Genomic DNA, 24096 nt, shown 5'->3' on the forward strand with positions numbered 1-24096 from the left:
ATCCCTTCGTGCGCCGACGAGTTGCGTACGCCGCCCCGCCGGATCCCGTACTTCACCCTGGGGAGTTCCGCCGGTGAACCGGGTCGGGGAGGCGCATTCCTACCTGACACCGAGCGCAAGGTGGCGAACCATCGGGCGTGCCCTGGCGAAGCCTGGCGAATAGTCGCTGGGCACCTGACGGCGGGCTACTGTCAACTCAGCCGAGAACCTGGGGGCTTGACGTGAGCAAAGGTCCAAACACCCGCTTGAACGACCTGTTCGGCCTGGCCGGCTGGTCGAAAGGCGAACTGGCGAGGATGGTGAACAGGCAGGCGGCGGCCATGGGCCACCCCCAGCTGGCCACCGACACCTCGCGGGTGCGGCGCTGGATCGACATGGGGGAGGCCCCCCGCGAACCGGTGCCCACGGTACTGGCAGCACTGTTCACCGAGCGGCTCGGTCGTGTCGTGACCATCGAGGACCTCGGGTTCGTACGGCAGCGGCGCACCTCAAGACGGCAGCCGGACGGGGCTCGTGAGAACCCCGACGGGATGCCCTGGGCGCCCGAACGCACAGCCGCGGTCCTCACCGAATTCACGGGAATGGACCTCATGCTCAACCGTCGCGGTCTGATGGGCGCGGGAGCGGTGCTCACCGCCGGCTCCGCCCTCAGCAACGCCATGTACGACTGGCTGCACACCGACCCCGCCCGGGCGGAGGCCCGGATCTTCGGGGAGTCCTTCCAGGCCGACCCAGCGGGCTACGACCGCTACGAGGCCGCTCCGATCGGCTCCCAGGAGATCGAGGCCCTGGAGCGCTCCGTGGACGTGTTCCGTGCCTGGGACGCGTCCAGAGGCGGCGGACTCCAGCGCAAGGCCGTCGTCGGCCAGCTCAACGAGGTCGGCGGCATGCTCGCCTACCACCACCCCGACCACCTCCAGCGGCGGCTCTGGGGGGTGGCGGCCAACCTGGCGGTCCTCGCCGGCTGGATGTCCCACGACGTGGGGCTCGAACCCACGGCGCAGAAGTACTTCGTCATCGCCGCGCACGCGGCCCGCGAGGGCGGCGACCGGCCGCGCGCGGGCGAGGCGCTGTCCCGCGCCGCCCGGCAGATGGTCCACCTGGGCAAGCCGAACGAGGCCCTGGACCTGATGAAGCTCGCCCAGTCGGGATCCGGTGAGCAGACCCTCCCGCGCACGCGCGCCATGCTGCACACCATCGAGGCCTGGGCGCAGGCGGCCATGGGCAAGGGCCAGGCCATGCGGCGCACCCTGGGCGAGGCGGAGGAGCTGTTCATCTCCGACAAGGGCGACGTGCCGCCGCCGAGCTGGATGCAGCACTTCGACGAGGCCGACCTGCACGGCATGCAGGCCCTCGCCTACCGGACCCTCGCGGACCACGACGCCGCCGCGGCGCCGATCGCCGCGCGCCACGCCAAGGAGGCCCTGCGGCTGCGCGGCGAGGGCTACCAGCGCTCGCAGATCTTCGACTACATCTCCATGGCCTCGGCCTGCTTCATCGCCGACGAGCCGGAGCAGGCCGACCGGTACGCGCGCCTCGCCCTGGTCTCGATGAACGAGACCTCCTCGCACCGGACCTGGGACCGGCTGCGGGAGATGTACCGGCTCACCGCCCAGTACTCCGGGTACGCGCGCATCGAGGACCTGCGCCAGGAGATCAAGCTGGCCCTCCCCGACGCCCCGGCGCCGCGCGGTACGGGGGTGTAGTCCCACGCAGGCCCCGCACGGTTCGCTGCACGCCTTGCACGAAACCCCGCACGGAGACGAGAAAGGCCGCGCCTTCCGGCGCGGCCGTGAAGCCCTTACAGCCCTGTCCCCAGCCCTACAGCCTTGCGGTCCGGAGCCCGTTACCCGCCGACCCGGGCGACGAGCATGCAGGCGTCGTCCTCGCGCTCGCTCTCGCCGAACTCCTCGATCACGATCCGCACGCACTCCTGCGCCGACCGCGCCACCGAGAACCGCGGCGCGAGCGCCAGCAGCCGCTCGGTCCCGTCCGCCCGGCTGAACTCGATGCTGCGCGGCGTGAGCCCGTCCGTGTGCAGGACCAGCAGGTCGCCCACTTCGAGGCGTTCCTCAGCCTGCCCGTAGGAGGCTCCGGAGGTCGCGCCCAGCAGGACACCCTCCGGCGGCAGCAGGGAGCGCCCCGACCCGCGGCGGAACAGCAGGGGTGCCGGGTGGCCCGCCTGCGCCCAGGAGAGGACCCGGCGCTCGGGGTCGTAGCGGCAGCACACGGCCGAGCCGAGCGCCGGCTGCACGGAGGTCTCCAGGAGCTGGTTGAGCCAGCCCATCAGCGGGCCGGGCTCGATGCCCGCCATGGCCATGCCGCGCAGGGCGCCCAGCATCATCGCCATCCCGGAGGTGGCGGTCACCCCGTGTCCGGTCAGGTCACCGACCGTCAGCATCGAGCAGCCGTCGGGGAGTTCGAGCGCGTCGTACCAGTCGCCGCCGATCAGCGCGCTGGTCGCGGAGGGCAGGTAGTGCGCGGCCACGTCCAGCGTGCCCGCGCTGCCGTACGGGAACCGCAGGGAGCCGCGCCACGGGGGGAGCACGGCTTCCTGCAGCTCGACCGCCAGCCGACGCTCGGTCTGCGCGATCTCCCGCTGGCGCTGCAGCGAGTCACGCGACTCGCGCACCGCGCGCTGGCTCCGGCGCAGTTCACTCACGTCCCGCAGCACGGCCCACATCGAGGCCGTACAGCCGTCGGAGTCGAGTACCGGCTCGCCCCTCATGTGCAGGGTCCGGACCCGGCCGTCGGCCCGGACGATGCGGAACTCGCCGTCGATCGGTCTGCCGTCCACCAGGCAGGCGGTGACCCACGCGGTGAGCAGCGACTGGTCTTCGGAGAAGAGGGTCGAGCCCAGTTCGTCGAGGGGGAGCGCACCGGACTCGGGTGAGCGGCCGAAGATCTGGAACAGCTCGTCGGACCAACTCACCTCGTCGGTCAGCAGGTTCCACTCGGCGCTGCCGACGCGGGTCTGGGCCTCGGGCACGGCCTCGGGCGCCGCCTGCGGCTGCCCGACGGTCTCGGGCGCCGGCGGCAGGCCCTCCTTGAGCTGGTCGAGGTGCTCGCGGAGGTCGTCGAGGTGGTGGACGGCGAGATCGCACAGTGCGCGCTGCCAGCGGCCCTGGGCGTCGTCGTCGTCGACGACGGTGTCGCGGCGGACCGCGTCCACTTCCCCCCGCAGCCGCCGGGTCTGCGAGATCAGCGCGTCCACCGACCCCGGCTCGGGCGGCTGCGCGGGACGGTCCGCGAACAGGTGGGACGGCATGAGAACTCCGATACAGGCGCGGCACGGCCAAGTCTGAAGGAAGGACCGGTAACGACTGTTGCACAGGGCGCGACGGTGTGTAAGGCGTTTGGCAACATCCGCTACGTTCTTGCTTCTGGTATATGCCGCAGGCCTTCCGACCCGTCCGTGGCGTGCGAACGAATCCGGTCAGGCGAACTCCGGGGCACCGCAACGGCATCACCGGTGAGGGTCGTTCCGCTGTGGGAACGGCGGCCGGAATCAGGCCATCCGGCTCCCGCCGCTCGATCGTACGGCCGAGGTGTACGAGCCCGCCCCGCCGCGGGAATTGCGTAAGGAACGGATCAAGGCGGGCCACCGGGATACCCCCGAACGAGTGATGTCGCCGTGGGTGACGCGGCGTGATCAGGGCTTCCCACAGCGCTGCCGGGCCGCTACCCTACGTGCCGGTAATAAGCCGGGGGAGGTCTGCTCGGGCGGGCCCGCGCAGCGTGGGGACACACAACGACATGACCGGGCAGAACCACGCCACGGGGCAGAGCCGCCGCTCCTTCCTCACCTGCCTCGTGGCCGCGCCGACCCTGGCCCTGGTCACCCGGGCCGGCGCCGACACGCTGGCCGCGCAGCCCGCCCACGCCGTGGTGCCCTCCCTGCCGGCCATCGCCGACCTGGTCGACCTGGGTGACCTGTTCATCCTGGCCGGCGCACCCACCTCGGCCCTGCTGGCGCTCGCCGTCGAGGCGGACGGCACCATCCGCTTCCGGCTGCCGCGCGAGGAGGTCGGCCAGGGCCTCACCACCGCCGTGGCCATGCTGGTCGCGGAGGAACTCGACGCGCCACTGGCCGACGTACGTGTGGAGCTGGACGACGCCCGGCCCGAGCTGCTCTTCAACCAGCTCACCGGATCCTCCAACTCCATCCGCTCCCTCTACGGGCCGGTCCGCCAGTGCGCCGCCACCGCCCGGGCCCGTCTCGTCGCGGCCGCCGCCCGCCGCTGGGGCCTGACCCCGGGCTCGCTGACCACCTCCGGCGGCACCGTCCGCGCCCCCGACGGCCGCACCGCCGGCTACGGCGCCCTCGCCGCGGCCGCCGCCGACCCCGGCCTGACCGTCCTCGGCGCCACCCCCAAGAAGCGGGCCGGGCACACCCTCGTGGGCAAGCCGACCGGCCGTGTCGACGCCCGCGCCATGGTCACCGGCGCCCTGCAGTACACCCTCGACCTCGACGTGCCCGGCGCCAAGCCCTGCGTCGTGCGCCGCCCGCCCACCCTCGGCGGCACCGTCCGCACCGTCACCAACCTCGCCGCCGTCCGGGCCATGCCCGGTGTCCTGGACGTGGTGACCGTCCCGACCGGGGTCGCCGTCGTCGCCGAGACCTTCGGGCAGGCCATCGACGCCAAGGCGGCCCTCCAGGTCACCTGGGGCCCCGGACCGGCCGACCAGCTGTCCGACGACGGGATCCGCGCCAAGCTGCGCGCCGCCACCCCGCCGTTGCCGGTCCCGCCCCTGCTGACCCCGTACGTGGACGCCGAGTTCGATTTCGCCTTCGTCAGCCACGCCCCGATGGAGACCAATTCCGCCATCGCCGACGTGCGCGAGGACCGGGCCGAGATCTGGTCCGGCCTCAAGTCCCCGATCGTGGCACGCGAGACCATCGCCGCCGATCTGGGCCTGCCGCTGTCCAAGGTCACGGTGCACGTGGTCCAGGCCGGCGGCTCCTTCGGCCGGCGGCTCTTCTTCGACGCGGCCCTGGAGGCCGCCCGTATCTCCAAGGCCTGCCGCCGCCCGGTCCGGCTCATGTGGACCCGCGTGGACGACACCCGGCACGGCCGGATGCGCCCCGCGACCCACCACAAGATCCGCGCCACCCACCTGCTGGGCGAGGTCCTCAGCTTCGAGCACCGCGTCGCCGCCGCCGAGACCGACTTCCGCCACGGTCTGGGCGAGATCATCACCGCCACCGCGGCCAGTCTGCCGCTCGGCATCGGCAACGCCACCCTCGCCCAGACCCTCTTCCTGACCACGGTGAAGTCCCCGTACCACTTCGGACTCACCACCCAGGCCCTCACCGAGGTGCCCACCGGGATCCCCACCGCCTCCTGGCGCTCGGTCTACTCCGCCAACACGCGCGGAGCCGAGGAGATCGTGGTCGACGAACTCGCCGCGCGGACGGGCCGGGACCCGTACCGGTTCCGGCGCACCTTCCTGAAGACCGGCGCCCAGCGCGCCGTACTCGACAAGGTGGCCCAGGAGGGGAACTGGGGACGGCCGATGGAGGCCGGTTGCGCGCAGGGCATCGCCTTCCACGAGGAGTACAAGTCCCGCACCGCCTGCCTCGTCGAGATCGACACGAGGGACCCCGGCCACGTCCGCGTCACCAAGGCCGTCATCGCCGTGGACGTGGGCCTGCCGGTCAATCCGCGCGGACTGGAGGCCCAGATGATCGGCGGCCTCACCGACGCGATCTCCACCACCCTGCGCGCCGGGCTGCACCTCGACAAGGGGCTGCCGCTGGAGGGCAGCTACAGCCAGTTCCACTGGGCCAGGCAGCGCGACACCCCGCGCGACGTACGGGTCTTCGTGCTGCCGGCCACCGGCGAGGAGCCGGGCGGCGCGGGCGAGCTCGGCGTGCCCGCCGCGGTCGGCGCGATCGCCAACGCCTGGGCCAGGGCCACCGGTTCCACACCGCGCAGCTTCCCCCTCGACTTCGACGTCGACTTCACCCCCTATCCCCGATAGTCCCGGATCCAGGAGTACGCAGTGCCCTCGCACACCTTCACCGTCAACGGGCGGAGCGTCACCGTGGACGCACCCGACGACCTGCCCCTGCTGTGGGTGCTCCGCGACATGCTGGGCGTCCGCGGCCCCAAGTACGGCTGCGGGGTGGACGTCTGCAAGGCCTGCACCAGCCACCTGGACGGAGCCGACATCCGGCCCTGCGTGGTGCCCGTCTCCGCGTGCGCCGGCCGAACGGTGACGACCATCGAGGGCCTGGCGAACGGGGACGACCTGCACCCCGTGCAGGAGGCATGGCTCGAACAGGACGTCTCCCAGTGCGGCTTCTGCCAGCCCGGCCAGATCATGGCCGCCGTCGCCCTGCTGAAGCGCACGAGCGAGCCCACGGACGAGGACATCGACGCCATCGCCAACATCTGCCGCTGCGGCACCTACTTCCGCATCCGGGAGGCCATCCGCAGCGCGGCGCGCAAGATGTGAGTGGCGGAGGAATCCCGGGACCTCCCCCGTGCCCGATCGCGCCGCAGCTGCCGGGATCGGGTGACACAAGCCTCAAAAGGGGTGATTCATTGATCAAATGCACGATCATGCCCGAATGAGGCGTATCAATGTGAAACGCGTGCTGGTCGGCGAACCCCTCGACACCTCCCGCCTGGGCGAGACCCTGCTGCCCAAAAGACTCGCCCTGCCGATCTTCTGCAGCGACCCGCTCTCCTCCGTGGCCTACGCCACCGAGGAGATCCTGCTGATCCTCGCCCTCGGCGGCGTCACCCTGCTGCACCTCACCTGGTACGCGGCCGCCGCCATCGTCTTCCTGCTCGTCGTCGTCGTCGCCTCGTACCGGCAGACCTGCCACGCCTACCCGGGCGGGGGCGGCGCCTACGTCGTCAGCTCGGAGAACCTCGGGCAGACCGCCGCGCTCACCGCCGCCAGCGCCCTGCTCGTCGACTACATGATGACCGTCGCGGTCTCCGTCGTCTCCGGCGTCTCCGCCATCACCTCGGCCGTCCCCTCGCTCAGCGACCACGAAGTGGTCCTGTCCGTCGCCTTCGTGGTGCTGCTGACCCTCATGAACCTGCGCGGCGTACGGGAGTCGGGCCGCGTCTTCGCCATCCCGACCTACGGCTTCGTCCTCGTCATCTACCTCATGTTCGCCGTCGCCGCCGTACGGCTCGGGACCGGCGACACCATCCGCGCCGAGTCCGCCGACCTCCCGATCATCCCGGTCGACACCTACACCGGACTCGCCCTGGTGTTCCTCACGATGCGCGCCTTCGCCTCCGGATGCACCGCCCTCACGGGCGTCGAGGCCATCAGCAACGGCGTCCCCGCCTTCCGCAAGCCCAAGGCGAAGAACGCCGCGACCACGCTCGCCGCGATGGGCGTGCTCTCCGTGACGATGTTCGTCGGCATCACCGCCCTGGCCATGTCGTACCAGGTGCACGTCGCGGCCGATCCCACCGAACTGGGCCTGCCCCCGGGCACCGCGACCTCCACCGCCCTCGCCCAGATCGGCCGCGCCACCTTCGGCAGCTGGCACTTCCTCTTCTACCTGCTCCAGGCCGTCACCGCGGGCGTCCTGGTCCTCGCCGCGAACACCGCCTTCAACGGCTTCCCGATGCTCGCGTCGATCCTGGCCAAGGACCGGTACGCGCCCCGCCAGCTCTTCAACCGCGGCGACCGGCTCGTCTACTCCAACGGCGTCGTACTCCTCGCACTCGCCGCCATCGCCCTCATCGTGGCCTTCGACGCCGAACTGACCCGCCTCATCCAGCTCTACATCATCGGCGTCTTCGTCTCCTTCACCCTCTCCCAGTCGGGCATGGTCCGTCACTGGAGGAAGACGCTCGCCTCACCCGCCACCCCGCACGAGGAGCGGATCCACATCCACCGCAGGCTCGCCATCAACGCCGTCGGCGCCACCCTGACCGCCCTGGTCCTGGTCATCGTCCTGCTCACCAAGTTCACCCACGGCGCCTGGCTGGTGGTCATCGCCATGCCGCTGCTCTTCCTCGGCATGAAGGGTGTCCGCCGCCACTACGACCAGGTCGCCCGGCAGGTCGCCATCGCTCCCGACGCCGCCCCGCGCCGGCCCGCCCGCCACCACGTCCTGGTCCTGGTCGCCGCCGTGCACGCCCCGACGCTCAAGGCCATCGGCTACGCGCAGGGGCTGCGTCCGGACACCCTGACGGCGGTCACCGTCGCGGCGGACGAGGAGGAGGCGACCGGGCTGCGCGAGGCGTGGGCCGAGCATGACACCGGCCTGCCCCTGAAGATCCTGCACTCGCCGTACCGGGAGGTGGTGGGCCCGATCCTGGCCCACGTCGAGGAACTGGCCGCCGGCTCCGGTACGGACATGCTGTCGGTGGTGATCCCCGAGTACGTGGTGGGCCACTGGTGGGAGCAGCCCCTGCACAACCAGAACGCCCTGCGGCTGAAGGCGCGACTGCTTTTCACGCCGGGCGTCGCGGTGATCGACGTGCCCTACCTCCTGGAGTCCGCGAGGCCCGCGGATCCGGCGCGGCGCGGCGGGTAGCGGGTTCCGCCCCGGCGCGCTGCAGCACCGCCGAGTGCGCCAGCGCCAGCTCCACCACGTGCCGGGGGTCGGACAGGGAGCGGCCGGTGAGCCGCTCCAGGCGCCGCAGCCGGTTGGAGACGGTGTTGCGGTGGCAGTACAGCCGCTGCGCGGCGTCCGTGGTCGAGCCCCGGCAGGCCAGCCAGGTGCCCAGGGTGGTCAGGAGCGTCCGCCGGTCCTCCGCGGGCAGCGCGAGCACCGGCCCGAGCACCACCTGGCGCAGCCGCCCGGCGAGCTCGGCCTGGGCCGCGACCAGCGCCGCCGGCAGCCGTTCGTCCAGCAGCGCGGTGCGCGGGCCTTCGGACTCGGGGGCGGTGCGCAGTGCGAGGGCGGCCAGCCGGCGCGCCCGGGCCAGCTCGGCCGGCGCCTCGACGACCGGGCCGACCCCGGCCCGCACCCCGAGGGGCGCGAGCAGTTCCCGTACGGACTCCAGCGGATGGTGGCCCAGGTCCACCAGGCCGAGCTCCCCGTCGGCGCGGATGCGCCACAGCACGTGCGGAGCGGAGGCGGCTCCGGGCCCCCCGGCCGGCGCGACCGGGGCGACCGCGGCGACCGGGATGCCGGCCGCGTCGGCGGCCAGCACGACCACCGTGAAACGGCCCCGCTCCGGCAGCCCCAGCTGCGCGGCGGCGGCTTCGGCGGCGGCCGACGGCCCGTCCGCGCCGTCGAGCAGCACGTCCAGCAGGGCCGCCCGGCGCTCCCGGTCCCGGTCCGCGTGCGCGGCCTCCGTCCGGCGGTACGACTCGGTCATGGCGTCCGTCATCTGGTCCAGTACGTCCCACAATACGGCCGCGCCGGGCAGCAGCCGGGGCAGCGCCGCCCGGTCGTGCGCGGTCACGGCCTCCGTGAGGCTCTGCCAGAGCAGCCGGCCGCCACGGCGGTTGGTCCGCAGCAGGGAGGTGAGCGGCAGCCCCTGCTCGGCACGGAGCGTGCCGACGGCCCGGGCGTCGGCGAGCTCCACCGGCAGGCCCCGGGAGCTGCGGAGCAGCCCCTCGACGGCCTGGTGCAGGGTGTGGTGGATCCGCTCGCGCAGCTCGGCCCGGCCCAGCAGGGCTGCGTAGGCGGGGTCCTCGGCCAGCGTCCGGTCGGCGAGCCGGTCCGCCGCCACGGCGATCCGGCGGGACAGGTCCTCGCGTATCTCCTCGATGATCCGCTCCATGACGCGCAGCCTGACACGGGGGAGGGGGCGGTGGGGAGGGCCCGGACCGGGCACGTCCGCTACCGTGTGCGAATCACTGCACCTGCAGTGCTCACCCGATGTGCCCCACCCACACCCAGGGACCCGCCCATGCGCCAGAACCCGCAGCGCCGCGCCGCACTGCTCGACGCCGCCATCGAAGTCCTGGCGCGCGAGGGCTCGCGCGGCCTGACCCTGCGCGCGGTGGACGCCGAGGCGGGCGTGCCCACGGGCACCGCCTCGAACTACTTCGCCAACCGGTCCCAGCTGCTCGTACAGATCCTGCACCGCACCCGGGAGCGGCTGGTCCCGGACCCGGCGGACCTCGCCGGCCCGCTGGACACCGAGGTCCTGCTCACCCGGCTCCTGGAACGGATGCGGCGCGAGCGCAGTGTGCACATCGCCATGCTGGAGCTGCGGCTGGAGGGCACCCGGCGCCCCGAACTCCAGGCGGAGCTCGCGTCCTTCCAGGGCCTGGAGCTGGAGGCCAACATCAGGTGGCACCTGGACGCGGGGCTGCCCGGGGACCGGCAGGGCGTGGTCCTGATGTACCTGGCCATGCTCGGTCTGATCGTGGACGACCTGACCGCGCCCGCCATGCTGGAGGCGCACCCGGCGCACGGGCTCATTCGGACGATGGTCGAGCGCCTCCTCCCGGAGAAGCCCGCGGACTGACTATCGTGCCGGTGAACAAGCACCGGCGGGGTGGGCAAACCGTGGGGAGTGCGGACATGGCGGATATCGCAGAGGGCGTGGCGGACGGGATCCGGTGGCTGGCCCACTGGGACCAGTGGTTCGCCGGTCTGACCTTCGCCCGGGGGATAGCCCCCGACGAACTCGCCGCGCGGCTCGGCGCGCTGCCGGGCGTGCACCCCGGGCCGCTGGGCGCGCTCGACGCCTGGAGCATGGTCACCGAGACCGTGGACGGCGACGGCGTGGCCCGGGTCGGCAGGTGGGGCGGCTGGTCCTTCGCCGTCGAACACGGTCTGCCGGCCGGAGCGGAACGGCTCGCCGAGGTCTCCCGGGGCGGTGTGGAGGCCGTCCACCTCGACCCGCAGCCCGACCACCCGCCCAAGCAGTTCGCGTACGCCCGGGACGGCGAACTGGTGTGCTGCTTCGGCCTCGGCGAGGAATGCTGGCGCGGCGGGCACCGGCCGGACTTCCTGCTCCCGGAGCTGATCGCGGCCGGCATCCTCACCCCGGACGGCGCGTGCGCCCGCCCGGCCGGCGAAACGGACGCGGACCGCGACCGCCACACCCTCGCCGTCGTGGAGCGCCGCTTCGGGCTGTCCCTGCCGCGCCACCTCATCGCGGACACCCCGCTCCCGGCGTACGTGACCTGCACGCGCTAGCGGGCCGGGGCCCGGGCCGGGGCCCGGGCCGGGGTACCCGGCCGGGGTCCGGCGCGCCGGGATGCGGTGATCTTATGCTCAGGTTTACGCGAGTCCGCTGGTTTTGCGCCCGGTGAGCCACTTTGATGGGTTTGCCAGGCCTCGTACCGGAGCAGGGGGACTAGTCATGGGCACCGACCACAGTCAGAAGGACACCACACCCACCCTGATCGGCTCCGTGCAGCGCGCACTGCGCCTCCTGGAAGCGATGTCCGCGGAGGGCGGGGTGACGGCCAAGAGGCTCGCCCGGCTCACCGGGATCCCCCTGCCGACCGTCTATCACCTGCTGCGCACCCTCAGCCACGAGGGCTACGTGCAGCGCGAGGGAGGGTCGTTCCGCCTCGCGGACGATCTTCCGCTCGCTTCGTGATCAAATATCGACGCGTTCCGGCCAAGCCCTTACACCCTTCCTGGCATGTTCCAGCGGAAAATGCCAGAACACCCTTTCGTGCAGTGGAACTTGAGTAAGTTCCCTCCTGTTGCGCCGTACGACCGTGCACCTAGCACGTCCGGCCGGGAGGGGAGCCCGCGTGCCCGGGATCGACGAATGCCTGCTCGAAGCCATGGCCCTGCCTGGTGCGCGGGGGGCCGCGCTGGTCGACTGGAGCAGCGGACTGGCCCTCGGCACCGCGGGGGAGTCGCCCGTGGGCGACCACGAGACCACTGCCGCCGAGACCGCCGAACTGGCCCGGGCGGCAGCCGAGTACGAGTCCTTCGCCCCGGCGGAGACCGACCCGGCACACGGTGGCGGAGCCGTTCCCTCCGCCGGTTCGTCCGCCGGCTTACCGGTCGGCCCGCCTGTCGAGGATCTGATCGTCACCACCCGCACTGGATACCACGTACTGCGCTTCGTCGAGACGAGCTTCGACAGCAGCGTATTCCTGCACCTGTGGCTCGACCGCGCCGACGGCAATCTCGCCCTCGCGCGCCACAGGCTCCGTGCCCTGGCCGAGGGGCTGGTACTCAGATGACCACCCCGGCCACCGCCACGGCCGCGAACGCCGCTGTCTCCCCCCTTCTCACCCGACTCGCCGCGGAGCGCGCCACCGGCGCCCTGCTCCGCGACCGCGGCACCCTCTTCCTGGAGGACGGCCGCATCGTGCACGCGGAGAGCCCGGCCACCCCCGGTCTCGACGTACTGCTCACCACCGGCGGCGGCCTCGCCCCCGAGCGCTGGCGCGAGGCCGTGGACCGGGCCGGTGCCCGCCGCCAGGTCGCCCGCTTCCTCGTGGACAGCGGCGGGCTCGCCGGCGGGGAGCTGGAGATATGCCACCTCGCCGCCATATTCGACGCCGCCTTCTTCGCACTCTCCCCGGGCAGCGGGCCCTCCCGCTTCCGCCGCGGGGCCACCCACTGGATCGGCTCCGTCCGTTCCGTTCCCGCCGCCGCCGTCGAACGGGAGACCCGGCGCCGCCGGGACCTGCTCGACGCGGTCTGGCCGTACCCCCTGCTGGACACCTCCCCGGTCGTACCCCGGGCGGCCGCGCCGGGCCAGACGATCACCTCCCGGCAGCGGGCCCTGCTGGGCCAGGCCGACGGCCTGCGCACCCCGGCCGACCTCGCATGGGTCCTGGGCCGGCCCGCCTTCCACACCCTGCTCGACGTACGGCGCCTCGCGGCGGCCGGACTGGTCGAGACCCCGCACACCCCGGCCCCGCCACCGGCCGTGGCGCCCCTGCCCGACTGGATGACCGAGGCCCAATCCCCGGACGTGGCGCTGCTCCGCCGGTTACGCGACGCACTGGAGGCAAGTCTGTGAGGCTCCCGCTGCGACCGGCCCTCCGTGCCGACCGCTCCGAGCGAAGGCAGCCCGAAAGGAGAAAGGCCGACATGAGTACGGTGCCCCCCGAGACGGAGGCCGAGATACTCGCCGAGCTCCGCAGGCTGCGGGCCCGGGTACCCCAGCTCACCGGTGCGCTCGCCGCGAGCGCCGACGGCTTCGTGCTCGCGCAGGACAGCGCAGCAGCCGAGGCCGAGTCCGTCGCGGCGCTGACCGCCGCCGCCCTCGGGGTGGCCCAGCGGCTCAGCGACTGCACCGGACAGGGCGCCTTCCGCGAACTGCTCGTGCGCGGTGAGGACGGATACGTCGCCACCTACGCGGCGGGTCTGGCGGCGGTCCTCACCCTGACCGCCGAACCGCGCGTCAACGTCGGGCGCCTCCACCTCGAGGCCCGGCGCTCCAGTCTCCGGATAGCGGAACTGATCGACCACACCCTCGGGCGACGCGGTCCCGGAGCCGCACCCGGGTGATTCGCGTTCCGGCCGGCGGCAGGGCCTGACGCGTCCGGCGCGTGCCGCCACGGCTACACCCAGCTACAGCCAGTCACATTCCCCTCACATCCCAGTCACAGTGAAACGAGAAAGAGGACCCTCTCATGGTCAATGTGGAGACCGCACTCAAGGAAGCCACCACCGCGATCGAAGGCGCGATCGGTGCCGCGCTCGTCGACTACGGCAGTGGCATGGCCCTCGGCACGATCGGGGGCGGCAAGGACCTCGACCTCGCGGTCGCGGCGGCGGGCAACACGGACGTGGTGCGCGCCAAGGTCCGCACGATGGAGATGCTCGGCCTCAAGGACGAGATCGAGGACATCCTCATCACCCTCGGCAGCCAGTACCACCTGATCCGGCTGATGAAGGCCCGCGGTTCCACGGGCTTCTTCCTCTACCTGGCCCTCGACAAGGGGCGGGCCAACCTCGCGATGGCCCGGCATCAACTGAAGAAGATCGAAGCAGACCTGGAGGTCTGACCGGCCCTACGGGGCACGGTCGGGCCGCCTCCAACCGCATCGCCGAAGTGGCGGACGGCTGAATTCTTTGCCGTCCGCCCTGGCGGTTGGCTGCGTATGCCCCATATGGGTGGAGTTTATGACTCTGTTACAGAGTAGGATGCTGTGAGCAGCTGATCATCGACAAAGCATAAAACGCTGGAGAAACCGCCACCCATGCCGCCGCGCCTGAGCATCGTCGTCCCCGTCTACAACGTCGAGCTCTACCTCGACGAGTGCCTGGAATCCATCGCATCCCAGACCTTCGAAGACTTCGAGGTCATCCTCGTGGATGACGGGTCCACGGACACCAGCGCCGTTATAGCCAAGGCGTTCGCCGCCAAGGACAAGCGCTTCCGTGTCGTGATGCAGGACAACGCGGGCCTCGGTGCGGCCCGCAACGTGGGAGCCCGTCACGCCGACAAGGACAGCGAATACCTGGCCTTCGTCGACAGTGACGACACGATGCCCGACTACGCCTACCAGCGGCTCATCGAGGCGCTGGACGAGACGGGTTCGGACTTCGCGGGCGGCAACGTGAAGCGCTTCCGCTCGGTCGGCATGCAGCAGTCCTGGGGACACCGGGCCGCCTTCGCCCGCACCCAGCTGAAGACCCACATCTCGAAGTTCCCGGCGCTGGTCACCGACCGCACCGCGTGGAACAAGGTCTACCGGCGCAGCTTCTGGGACCGGCACGGCTTCCAGTACCCGGAGGGCATCCTCTACGAGGACGCCCCGGTCAGCATCCCCGCGCACTACTTCGCCTCCAGCGTCGACATCATCAGCGACTGCGTCTACCACTGGCGCGTCCGCGAGACCGGCGAGCGCTCCATCACCCAGCGCTCCACCGACCCGATCTCCCTCATCGACCGCGTGAAGTCCGTACGCCTGGTCCGCGAGTCCCTCAAGGCCAGGCAGGGTGCCAAGTACGCCCGTTACCTGCGCGACTACGACCACAACGTGCTGAGCGAGGAACTCCCGCTCATCTACAAGTACGTCGGCGAGGGCGGCCCCGACTTCCGCGCCGCGTTCGTCAAGGAGGTCGGCGGTCTCGTCCGCGAGATCGGCACCGGCCCCTGGTCCGACCTGACCGTCGCCGACCGGCTCAAGGCGTACCTCGCCGGCGAGGGCCGCGTCGAGGACTTCATCGCGCTCCAGCACCACCAGCGCGACTACAACTACAGCGTGCCGGTCAAGGGTCTCGCCCGCCCGCAGGCGGACTACCCCTTCCTGCAGGGCCGTCCGCCGGTTCCGGCCAAAATCCTCACCCTCGGCCCGCGCGAGCGCCGCGTCGTCAGCCGCCTGGAGCAGGCGGTCTGGGCCGACGGCAAGCTGCTGCTGCGCGGCTACGCCCTCCCCGGCCACCTCGGTGCGGAGAGCCGCCTCGGGTCCCGCAAGATGCTGGTCTTCCGTGAGGGGGACAAGCGCCGCCGCTCCGTCGTCAGCACCCGTACCGTCGCCTCCCCGATGGCCACGGTGAAGTCCCCGCACCTCGCGCTGCGGCACGCCGACTGGGCCGGCTTCACGGCCGTCGTCGACCCCTCGATCTTCCAGTCGGGCGGCAAGTGGAACCAGGGCATATGGACCACGTCCATCGCCGTCACCGGGGCGGGGGGGCTGCACCGCGCCCGCCTGCGGGGCGGCGAGAACGACACCGGCCAGAACCCGCCCCCGCACTGGGTCGCCCCCGACGTCCGGATCGTCCCGGCCGTCTCCGGCGCCCTCACCATCCAGGTGGAGATCGCCCGCGCCCGCGCCCTGGACGTCCACGCCGCGGGTGACGACGCCATCGAGATCACCGGTGAACTCTCCGCCGAGGCTGTCGGATCCACCGCGCTGCAGGCCGTCCACGTCACCACGGGCACCGTCCTCACCTTCCCGCTGGAGACCGCGGCGTCCGGCGCCGACCGGGCCTCGTTCACCGCCCGGGTACCGCTGGCCGACCTGGCCGCCGTATCCGACGCCGAGTGCGAGCCCGGCGAGTGGGCCCCCGAGCCCTGGAGCCTCTCCGTCATCGGCCCCGACGGCACCGAGCACCGCATGGTCCACGACGAGCGCGGTGGATTCGACGGCCTGGTCCTGCCCCTGCCCGGTGCGGACGGGGACCGTTCCCTCTTCGCCAAGCGCGGCAACACCGGACACCTGACCCTCTCGGTACAGCCCTCCCCGCCGCTGGTCGACGAGGTCACCGCCGAGGACGGCACCCTCACCCTGCGGGGCCGCTTCGTCGCGCCGACCGACGAGCCGTACGAGTTCGTCCTGCACAACGCGCACGGCGTGGAGTTCAGCTACCCCGTCACCCGCGACGGCGACACCTTCGAGGCCGTCTTCCAGCCCGTGCTCCCCGAGGCGTACGCCGGCCGCACCACGCTCCCCGAGGGCCGCTGGTGGCCGACGCTGCGCCCGGCTGCCCAGGGCGGAACCACCGCCGGACTGCTCGGTGTCGACCGCGGCGCCCCCGTACAGATGGGCCCCGGCCTGCTCTTCGCCGGGCCGCACCCGCTCACCGTGCAGGGCCGCCGGATGCGGGTCGAGACCCGCTTCCACGACCGCATGGTGCTGGTCGCCGACCCGCTGATCAGCCCGCACGACCGTTCCCACTACGCGCAGCGCGTCGCCCGCTTCGAGACCTACCCGGCGCAGCGCGCCCTGCCGGTCAAGGACATCGTCGTCTACGACACCTTCCAGGGGCAGGGCGCCGGCGACTCGCCGCGCGCCATCCACGAGGAACTGGTGCGCCGCGGCGAGAAGCTGGAGCACATCTGGCTGGTCCGCGACGGCCGTGCCGAGGTCCCCGCGACCGCCCGCGCCGTGCAGTACGGCAGCGTGGAGTCGTGGGAGGTGCTGGCCCGCGCCCGCTACTACGTGACCAACGACAACGTGCCGCAGCGCTTCCAGCGCCGCACCGGCCAGGTCGTCGTACAGACGTGGCACGGCACGCCGATCAAGCAGATCGGTCACGACTTCGTGCACGACTACTACACGAGCCCGGAGATCCTGGAGGGGCTGGCGCACGACAGCGCCCAGTGGTCCCTGCTGGCCTCCCCGAGCTCCTACGCCACGCCCCTGCTCAAGCGCGCCCTCGGCTACGACGGCGAGGTCATCGAGGCCGGCAGCCCGCGTACGGACGCGCTGGTGCGGCCCGACGCGCAGCGGATCGCCGAGGTCCGGCGGCGGCTCGGCCTGCCCGAGGGCAAGAAGGTCGTCCTCTACATGCCCACGTGGCGCGAGAACTGCGAGGGCTGGTCGGGCGGTTACAAGCTCGACCTGCGCATCGACCTGGACCGGGCCCGCCGCGAGCTGGGAGAGGACCACGTCCTGCTGGTCCGCGGCCACCATCACGTGACGGAGCAGGTCCGCGAGGGCATCCGCGACGGGTTCGTCGTCGACGTGTCCCGCTGGCCCGACGCGGCCGACCTGCTGCTGGTCGCCGACGTGCTGATCTCGGACTACTCCTCCGCGATGTTCGACTTCGCGCACACCGACCGGCCGATCCTGCTCTTCACGTACGACCTGGAGCACTACCGCGGCACGCTGCGCGGCTTCAACTTCGACCTGGAGGCGAAGGCGCCGGGACCGCTGCTGAAGGACTCGGCGAGCCTGATCGAGGCCGTGCGCAACGCGGATGCGGTCGGGGCGGAGTACGCCGAGGCGCGGGCGGCGTTCCGCGCCGAGTTCTGCGACCTGGACGACGGCAACGCCACCGAGCGCGTCGTCGAGCGCATGCTCGCGATGGGCGCGGCGCCCGCCAAGTAAGCCGAACGGGCGAATTACCGGCTGAATGCGGACCGGCCCCGGACCCACCGATGAATTTCGGGTCCGGGGCCGGTCTGTATGTGAGGGACGGTGTCCACCGTCCACCCACCGGCCCGGAGGCAGAGATGAGCGGCAACGGATTCACCACGTGTCTGTGGTTCGACGGCAACGCGGAAGCGGCCGCCGACTACTACCTGTCCGTCTTCAAGGACGGCAAGCTCGGCCGGATCGGCCGGTACACGGAGGCGGGCCCCGGCCAGGCCGACTCCGTGATGGTCGTGGAGTTCGAGATCAACGGCCAGCAGTTCATCGGCCTGAACGGCGGGCCGCAGTTCCCCTTCACCGAGGCGATTTCCTTCCAGATCCGCTGCGCCGACGAGGCGGAGGCGGACTACTACTGGGACGCGCTGACCGGCGACGGCGGCGAGGAGGGCGTCTGCGGCTGGGTCAAGGACAGGTTCGGTGTGTCCTGGCAGGTCATCCCGCCGGGCGCCATCGACCTGATCGCCGACCCGGACCCCGGACGGGCCGCCCGGGCCACCGCCGCCATGATGCAGATGAAGAAGCTGGACGTGGCGGAAATGCGCCGGGCGGCGGACGCGGGCCAGTGCCAGGGCCAGGGCTAGGGCCAGAGCCAGAGCCAGAGCTCGGGCCAAGGCCAAGGCCAAGGCCAGGGCCAAGGCCAGGGCTAAGGCGCGGCGAACCTGGCCAGCAGGGCCGGCAGGGCGATGCCGATCGGCTCCCGGACGATCTCGTCGGCCAGTGGGTCGTACGGGGTCTCCTCCGCGTTCACGATGATCAGCCGGGCCCCGGCCTCCGCGGCCATCCCGGCGAGCGACGCGGCGGGCTGTACCTGCAGGGTCGACCCGACGGCGATGAAGACCTGGCACCCCTTGGCCACGGCCATCGCCTGCCCCAGCACCTCGGGGTCGAGCCGCTGGCCGAACATCACGGTCGCCGACTTGAGGATCCCGCCGCACACCAGGCAGGCGGGATCCGGCTCCCCGGCGGCCACCCTGGCCAGCGCCTCGTCCATGCCCGACCGGGCGTGGCAGGCCGTGCACACCACCGACCGGGCGCTGCCGTGCAGCTCGAACACCTTGCGGTCGGGCATCCCGGCGAGCTGGTGCAGCCCGTCCACGTTCTGGGTGATCACCCGCACCGGGGTGCCGCCGCGCTCCAGCTCCGCCACGGCCAGGTGCGCGGCGTTCGGCTGTGCTCCGAGCGCGCCGATCCCGGCGCGCATCAGCCAGGAGCGGCGCCGGATCTCCGGATCGGCCATGTAGTACGAATACGTCACGAGCTTCTCGGCGTCGGGATCCTGCCGCCACAGCCCCTGGGGCCCCCGGTAGTCCGGAATTCCGGAGTCGGTGGACATTCCGGCCCCGCTGAACACTGCGACAAGTGGCTTCCCCATGCATTGACCCTACGTACGGGTGAGGGCCGCCCGCGAGCACATTTCCGCGCACCGGCCGGAGGGTCGTTTCTGCGGTGAATCCCGCCCCCCACAGGAGTGAGATCCGGGCCCCGCCCTCCCGATCCACCGGCCCGGCGGGTACAAGACCGGACATGATGCTCAAGCCGTACCGCCTCGGTGCCCTGCTGCTGACCCTGCTCGCGCTGCCGGTCATGCCGTCCGTTCCCGCCCTCGCCGCGCCCGCAGCCTCCGCGGGGAAGGGACACACCGCCGCCCAGATCAGCGACTTCCTCATCGGCTTCTACGGTGACCACGGTCCCTCCGTGCAGGACCGGGAGAACCAGGTCTCGCAGATCCTCAAAGAGAGACAGCAGGTCAATGAGGAGCTCGACGTCCTGCTCTGCGCCAACGACGAGCCGCAGGACATCAGCGTCGGCGCGGTCACCGTGGCGAAGACCGCCTCGGTGGGCTGGGCCACCGTGACCACCCACTGGGCCTCGGGCACCACCGACACCTTCACCGCGTACGTGCGCCTCGACTCCAACCCCATCCGGCTCGACGACGTGATCTGCGCGGGCTGAAATCCGTACGGTGACCGACGCGGCTGTTCATAGGGTGGGCGCATGGCTACGACAACCGCGACCACCACCGTCCTCTACTGCCGAGACCCGTTGAACGAGCGCCGGGCCGACGCCCATTTCGCGGCGGAGGCCCGGCAGTTGCGTGCCGCCGGCGGCACGGCCCTGCTCATCGACCACGACGCGCTGCTCGCCGGGGACGCCGAGCGGGCCGTCGCACGCGTGCCGGACGGGACCGGAGCCGTCTGGTACCGGGGCTGGATGATCCCCGCCGACCGGTACGCCGCACTGGACGCGGCCCTGCGCCGGCGCGGTGGCGAGCTCGTCGTCACCCCGGAGGCGTACCGCCGGGCGCACGAACTCCCCGGCTGGTACGAGACCTTCGCGGGCCTGACCCCGGTCAGCGGCTGGTTGCCGGCGGGGCCGGGGGCGGTTCCGGACCGGGAGGGGCTCGCGGCCCTCGCGGCGGGCCTGCCGCCGGGAGCCGCCGTCGTCAAGGACTACGTGAAGTCCCGCAAGCACGAGTGGGACGAGGCCTGCTACGTGCCCGACCTCGCCGACCCGGCCGCGCTGCAGCGCGTCGTCGCCCGCTTCGTCGAACTGCAGGGCGAGTTCCTGGCGGGCGGGGTGGTGGTGCGGGCCTTCGAGCACTTCGTCACGCCGGAGGCGGCGGCCGCGGAGATACGGGTGTGGTGGCGGGACGGGGTGCCCCGGCTGGTCACCGCCCACCCCGACAGCCCGGTCGCAGAAGTCCCGGAAGCGGCCCTCGAACCGGCCCTCGAACGGGTCCGGGCGGCTGTCGAGGCGCTGGGCTGTCCCTTCGTGACCACCGACCTCGCACTGCGCGCGGACGGGGTCTGGCGGGTCGTCGAAGTCGGGGACGGCCAGGTCAGCGACCTGCACCGGGAGGCCGATCAAGCCGCGGTCGCAGGTCTCCTGACGGCCGATCAGGCACCGCTGCGCACACCGGCCCCATCTGGTACAACACCGGCATGACGGGATTCCAGATCGCCGGGGCGAGCGCCGCCGACATGAAGCTGATCCGCGACTGGGCCGACGAGGAGGGCTGGAATCCGGGGGACTCGGACCGGTTCGCCTTCGCGGTCGCCGACCCGGAGGGGTTCCTCATCGGGCGGCTGGACGGCGAGCCGGTGGCCTGTATCTCCGCCGTGCGGTACGGCGGAGGCTTCGGCTTCATCGGCTTCTACATCGCCCGGCCGGCCGTCCGCGGCCAGGGCTACGGCATCCGGCTGTGGCACGCCGGGATGGAACGGCTCGACGGGCGGCTCGTGGGCCTGGACGGGGTCGTCGACCAGCAGGACAACTACCGTAAATCAGGCTTCCGTCGGGCATGGAACAACTTCCGCTACGAAGGCACCCCGCAGGGCGGCGACGACGGCGCGGTCGAGATCGTGGACGCGGGCACCCTGCCCTTCGGCCGGCTCGCCGCCTACGACCGGCGGTTCTTCCCCGCGCCGCGGGACGCCTTCCTGTCCGCCTGGACCGGGCTGCCCGGCCGCACCGCGCTGGCCGCGGTCCGGGACGGCCGCATCGAGGGCCTCGGTGTGATCCGCCCCTCCAGTGCCGCCCACCGGATCGGCCCGCTCTACGCGGCCACCCCGGAGGTGGCGGCGGCTCTGCTGCGCGGGCTGGCCCGGCACGCCCCCGACGGGCTGGTGTCCGTGGACGTACCGGACGCCAACCCGGCGGCCGGCGCGCTCTTCGAACGCCTCGGCCTGGCCCCGGCCTTCGAGACGGCGCGGATGTACACCGGCCCGGCACCGGGCCTCGCCCTGACGGAGCTCTTCGGGGTGACCAGTCTCGAACTGGGATGAGGATTCAGCCGTGTTGACGGTGGATCGGTCCTGGACTCACGTGCCCCGATCGCTGCCCAAGCGGTTCTTCCGGCCCGGGCACGCCCTCAACATGGACGGCGGCAACCCCCTGTGAGACCTGTGAGCCGGGCCGGACGGCGGTCGCACGGCGCCGCCCGGCCCACCGCTTCACGAGGGGTCAGAAACCGAACAGCACGCCGGAGGTGTTTCGCAGGCCGCACGGATTGGCGAAGGTGTACGTGTAGCTGAGCCGACGGCCCTGCCACACCCCGACGGCCGACACCGTCATCGGGTTCCACTCCCTGGTACAGACGGCGTCGGCGGCCGGTGCGGCGAGCGGGTCGAGCTGCGAGCCGTTCGCACGTAACTCGGCGCACGCCGCGGCCGGGTTCGGGTGCGTCCCGCCGGGCGCCGGCGAGCAGACGAGGGTCACCGCGCGCATGACCGTGCCCGTGTCGGCATCGGGCCCGGCCGTCACGCTGAGCACCAGCGCGGACGGCGCGTACAGGCTCTCCGTCCCGGTCGGTGCGGCTCCGGCCGTACCCGGCCAGGCCAGCGCGGTGAGCGCGGTGAGCGCCATGGCGGCGGAACCGAGCCCGAGACCCTTTGCGATGGACCGCATTTCGAACACTCCCTTGGGTTGGTGTTTCGGATAGCGGACGCAGTCTTGCCGACCCGAGCCCTGAACGCCCGTTCGGACCCCCATTTTTCGTCACCGATCGTGTACGAATGACTGCAGACCGCAGCCGTGCGCGCGAGCTGACCTGTGCGGGAACGGGCCGCCGAATCGGCCGAACACCGACCGGGACACCTCCCCGAAACCTGCCGCGCCACGCCCGTGATCTGCCGGGACGGGGTCTGGACCCCCCTCCAGGGGTAGGGCCGGCCCCACCCCGGGGACACGGCCTGGGCCCGCTGTGCCGCGCCGCCCGCGACGGTTGGCTGGGGGGCATGGAAAACGACGCGATCCAACTCAAGGACGTCACCCGGGTCTTCGGAGCGGGCGACCGGGGCGTCACCGCCCTCGACCGGGTCTCCCCCGACTTCCCCCGGGGCACCTTCACGGCCGTCATGGGCCCCTCCGGCTCCGGCAAGTCCACCCTGCTGCAGTGCGCGGCAGGACTCGACCGGCCCACCTCCGGCAGTGTGCGGGTGGGCGGCACCGAACTCGGCGGGCTCGGCGAGACCCGGCTGACCCTGCTGCGCCGCGACCGCATCGGCTTCGTCTTCCAGGCCTTCAACCTGCTGCCCGCCCTGACCGCCGAACAGAACGTCGCCCTGCCACTGCGGCTGGCCGGCGCCACCCGGTGGCAGGTCCTGCGGCTGGTGGCGGGGGAGTCCCTGCTGGTCGTCCTCGTCGGCACGGTCACGGGGACCCTGGTCGCCGCCCTGAACCTGGCCGGGGTCCGGGCCGCACCGGGCCTCCTGGACGTCAGGAGCGCCCTGATCATCCCGTGGGGCGCCCTCGGGGCGACGTCCGGCGCCTGCGCGGCCGTGGCGGTGGTCTCAGCGGTCGTCCCGGCCGCGCTGTGCCTGCGGCGCAGGGCGGTCGAGATGGCGTGCGTGCGTGACTGAGGGCTGAGGGCCAAGGGCAAGGGCCAAAGGCCGCTCAGGCGGTGCTGCTGAGGCGGGGCGCGTACAGCTCCAGCAGGCGGGTGCGGGTCTGCTGCAGGCGCATCGCGAGCACGCGCCCGACCCAGTGCCCGATCGCGGAGCCGAAGGTGGGATCGGCGTCCATCAGCATCCGGACGGTCGCGGCGTCGAACTCGTACGCCCGTACCGGCGTCATCGCCTCCGCGCCGAGCTGCCACACGTACGGCGGGAACAGCCAGGACCAGCCCACCAGCTCACCGGGGCCGAGGCTCTCCACGGGCGCGGGCCGGCGGCCGGCGACGGGGATTTCCAGGGTCACGGTGCCGGAACGCACGATCCAGAAGGAATCCGCCCGGGTGCCCTCGTCGAAGATGCGCGCGCTCTCCGGGAAATTGACCTCACGGGCCTGGGACATCAGCCGCCCACGGTGCTCGGTGGACAGGACGGCGGCGATCCGGATGGGGGAAGGTGTGCTCACGACGGCCTCCGATCACGACCCCCCACGACGCTCCTGCTCTCCCAGTGTCGCCGAAGCCCGCCGAATCGCGGCCGGACCGGACACGGTTTCTTCCGCGCCCGGTCCGGGAACGGGACTCCAGAGCCCTTCTGTGCCCCAGGGCTCAGGGGGTGTCCTCGGCATTCGCCTCCAGGCAGGCCAGCTCCATGGCGTCGAGGACGGCCTCGTGGCTGCGCCCGCTCAGCTCGGCGACATTCTCGATCTGGGCCGTCGCCCAGGCCGCCAGTGTCATCACCAGCACCCGGAGTCCGTCGGTGCCGTGCTCGGCCAGGACCGCGTCGGCGACGACCATGGCCTCCTCGGGGACCTGCTCGGGCGGTTCGAGGCCCGCCAGACCGCGCAGCAGGGTGAGGGTGCGGCGGGAGATCTCCGGCGTCATTCCCGCCAGCCGCATGTCTTCGTCGTCGTCCATCCGCCCCGCCCTCCGGTGCCGTGCCACATCACCTCAGGGCACGGTAGAGGGGAGCGGCCCCGCGCGGGGCCGTTTCGTCAGGGTGACGGTGCGTG

General features: G+C 72.2%; 23 protein-coding genes. 17 read left to right on the forward strand and 6 right to left on the reverse strand.

Going from position 1 to position 24096, the window contains the following annotated elements; translation table 11 throughout:
* Positions 1–221 precede the first annotated feature (221 nt).
* On the forward strand, positions 222–1706 hold the full coding sequence (locus ACFY04_RS07945) for a hypothetical protein (RefSeq protein ID WP_389114887.1): 1485 nt from the start codon (positions 222–224) through the stop codon (positions 1704–1706).
* Between the two features lie 140 nt (positions 1707–1846).
* Here the strand turns inward: ACFY04_RS07945 and ACFY04_RS07950 are convergent, their stop codons facing one another.
* Positions 1847–3268, reverse strand: coding sequence for a PP2C family protein-serine/threonine phosphatase (locus ACFY04_RS07950; RefSeq protein ID WP_389114888.1), 1422 nt, complete (start codon positions 3266–3268; stop codon positions 1847–1849).
* 488 nt (positions 3269–3756) lie between these two features.
* Between ACFY04_RS07950 and ACFY04_RS07955 the strand changes: the two genes are divergently transcribed.
* From ACFY04_RS07955 to ACFY04_RS07965, 3 genes are all read left to right on the forward strand, one after another.
* A complete protein-coding gene (locus ACFY04_RS07955; protein WP_389114890.1) occupies positions 3757–5985 on the forward strand; it encodes a molybdopterin cofactor-binding domain-containing protein in 2229 nt (742 codons plus the stop codon).
* Between the two features lie 21 nt (positions 5986–6006).
* On the forward strand, positions 6007–6462 hold the full coding sequence (locus tag ACFY04_RS07960; RefSeq protein ID WP_030723046.1) for a (2Fe-2S)-binding protein: 456 nt from the start codon (positions 6007–6009) through the stop codon (positions 6460–6462).
* 115 nt (positions 6463–6577) lie between these two features.
* Positions 6578–8518, forward strand: a complete 1941-nt coding sequence (locus ACFY04_RS07965; RefSeq protein WP_389114892.1) for an APC family permease — start codon at positions 6578–6580, stop codon at positions 8516–8518.
* Here ACFY04_RS07965 and ACFY04_RS07970 read toward each other — a convergent pair.
* Positions 8436–9716 (reverse strand): helix-turn-helix domain-containing protein, encoded by a 1281-nt coding sequence (locus ACFY04_RS07970; protein ID WP_389114893.1) that lies wholly within the window; start codon positions 9714–9716, stop codon positions 8436–8438. The genes ACFY04_RS07965 and ACFY04_RS07970 overlap by 83 nt on opposite strands.
* A gap of 129 nt (positions 9717–9845) precedes the next feature.
* Here ACFY04_RS07970 and ACFY04_RS07975 point away from each other — a divergent pair, with 129 nt between their 5' ends.
* From ACFY04_RS07975 to ACFY04_RS08015, 9 genes are all read left to right on the forward strand, one after another.
* The gene (locus tag ACFY04_RS07975; RefSeq protein WP_189742672.1) at positions 9846–10409 is read left to right on the forward strand and encodes a TetR/AcrR family transcriptional regulator; all 564 of its coding nucleotides are present in this window, start codon (positions 9846–9848) and stop codon (positions 10407–10409) included.
* Positions 10410–10465: 56 nt separating this feature from the next.
* Complete coding sequence (locus ACFY04_RS07980; RefSeq protein WP_389114895.1) at positions 10466–11086, forward strand: DUF6461 domain-containing protein; 621 nt, start codon at positions 10466–10468, stop codon at positions 11084–11086.
* 166 nt (positions 11087–11252) lie between these two features.
* Positions 11253–11495, forward strand: coding sequence for a helix-turn-helix domain-containing protein (locus ACFY04_RS07985; protein WP_389114896.1), 243 nt, complete (start codon positions 11253–11255; stop codon positions 11493–11495).
* 160 nt (positions 11496–11655) lie between these two features.
* Positions 11656–12096 carry a hypothetical protein gene (locus tag ACFY04_RS07990; RefSeq protein ID WP_389114898.1) on the forward strand — a complete coding sequence of 147 codons (441 nt, stop codon included), beginning with the start codon at positions 11656–11658 and terminating at the stop codon, positions 12094–12096.
* Positions 12093–12884 carry a transcriptional regulator gene (locus ACFY04_RS07995; protein ID WP_389114899.1) on the forward strand — a complete coding sequence of 264 codons (792 nt, stop codon included), beginning with the start codon at positions 12093–12095 and terminating at the stop codon, positions 12882–12884. The genes ACFY04_RS07990 and ACFY04_RS07995 overlap by 4 nt, the downstream gene beginning before the upstream one ends.
* A 71-nt stretch (positions 12885–12955) precedes the next feature.
* Complete coding sequence (locus ACFY04_RS08000) at positions 12956–13375, forward strand: roadblock/LC7 domain-containing protein (RefSeq protein ID WP_301373166.1); 420 nt, start codon at positions 12956–12958, stop codon at positions 13373–13375.
* 125 nt (positions 13376–13500) lie between these two features.
* Positions 13501–13875 carry a hypothetical protein gene (locus tag ACFY04_RS08005; protein ID WP_389114901.1) on the forward strand — a complete coding sequence of 125 codons (375 nt, stop codon included), beginning with the start codon at positions 13501–13503 and terminating at the stop codon, positions 13873–13875.
* Between the two features lie 195 nt (positions 13876–14070).
* On the forward strand, positions 14071–17649 hold the full coding sequence (locus ACFY04_RS08010) for a CDP-glycerol glycerophosphotransferase family protein (protein WP_389114902.1): 3579 nt from the start codon (positions 14071–14073) through the stop codon (positions 17647–17649).
* A gap of 125 nt (positions 17650–17774) precedes the next feature.
* Positions 17775–18275 carry a VOC family protein gene (locus tag ACFY04_RS08015; protein ID WP_389114903.1) on the forward strand — a complete coding sequence of 167 codons (501 nt, stop codon included), beginning with the start codon at positions 17775–17777 and terminating at the stop codon, positions 18273–18275.
* A gap of 62 nt (positions 18276–18337) precedes the next feature.
* Here ACFY04_RS08015 and ACFY04_RS08020 read toward each other — a convergent pair whose 3' ends face one another.
* Positions 18338–19066: an NAD-dependent deacetylase gene (locus tag ACFY04_RS08020; RefSeq protein WP_389114904.1), complete on the reverse strand. Its 729-nt coding sequence runs from the start codon at positions 19064–19066 to the stop codon at positions 18338–18340.
* Between the two features lie 152 nt (positions 19067–19218).
* On the opposite strand from ACFY04_RS08020, the gene ACFY04_RS08025 reads away from it, so the two are divergent.
* The 3 genes from ACFY04_RS08025 to ACFY04_RS08035 are packed head-to-tail and all read left to right on the forward strand — an operon-like array spanning position 19219 to position 21479.
* Positions 19219–19647 carry a hypothetical protein gene (locus tag ACFY04_RS08025; protein WP_389114906.1) on the forward strand — a complete coding sequence of 143 codons (429 nt, stop codon included), beginning with the start codon at positions 19219–19221 and terminating at the stop codon, positions 19645–19647.
* Positions 19648–19689: 42 nt separating this feature from the next.
* A complete protein-coding gene (locus tag ACFY04_RS08030) occupies positions 19690–20640 on the forward strand; it encodes an ATP-grasp domain-containing protein (protein WP_389114907.1) in 951 nt (316 codons plus the stop codon).
* The gene (locus tag ACFY04_RS08035; RefSeq protein WP_389114908.1) at positions 20637–21479 is read left to right on the forward strand and encodes a GNAT family N-acetyltransferase; all 843 of its coding nucleotides are present in this window, start codon (positions 20637–20639) and stop codon (positions 21477–21479) included. Before ACFY04_RS08030 ends, ACFY04_RS08035 begins: the two co-directional genes overlap by 4 nt.
* 178 nt (positions 21480–21657) lie before the next feature.
* On the opposite strand, the gene ACFY04_RS08040 is transcribed toward ACFY04_RS08035, so the two are convergent.
* The gene (locus tag ACFY04_RS08040) at positions 21658–22101 is read right to left on the reverse strand and encodes an SSI family serine proteinase inhibitor (RefSeq protein WP_314241600.1); all 444 of its coding nucleotides are present in this window, start codon (positions 22099–22101) and stop codon (positions 21658–21660) included.
* Between the two features lie 329 nt (positions 22102–22430).
* Here ACFY04_RS08040 and ACFY04_RS08045 point away from each other — a divergent pair, with 329 nt between their 5' ends.
* On the forward strand, positions 22431–23054 hold the full coding sequence (locus ACFY04_RS08045; RefSeq protein WP_389114909.1) for an ATP-binding cassette domain-containing protein: 624 nt from the start codon (positions 22431–22433) through the stop codon (positions 23052–23054).
* A 34-nt stretch (positions 23055–23088) separates the two neighbouring features.
* On the opposite strand, the gene ACFY04_RS08050 is transcribed toward ACFY04_RS08045, so the two are convergent.
* The gene (locus ACFY04_RS08050) at positions 23089–23550 is read right to left on the reverse strand and encodes a Crp/Fnr family transcriptional regulator (RefSeq protein ID WP_189742646.1); all 462 of its coding nucleotides are present in this window, start codon (positions 23548–23550) and stop codon (positions 23089–23091) included.
* Positions 23551–23692: 142 nt separating this feature from the next.
* Entirely contained in the window at positions 23693–24001 is a 309-nt protein-coding gene (locus ACFY04_RS08055; RefSeq protein WP_189742644.1) for a hypothetical protein, read from the reverse strand.
* Positions 24002–24096 lie beyond the last annotated feature (95 nt).

It is taken from the genome of Streptomyces sp. NPDC001549, assembly GCF_042894025.1.
Taxonomy (GTDB): Bacteria; Actinomycetota; Actinomycetes; order Streptomycetales; family Streptomycetaceae; genus Streptomyces; species Streptomyces kutzneri.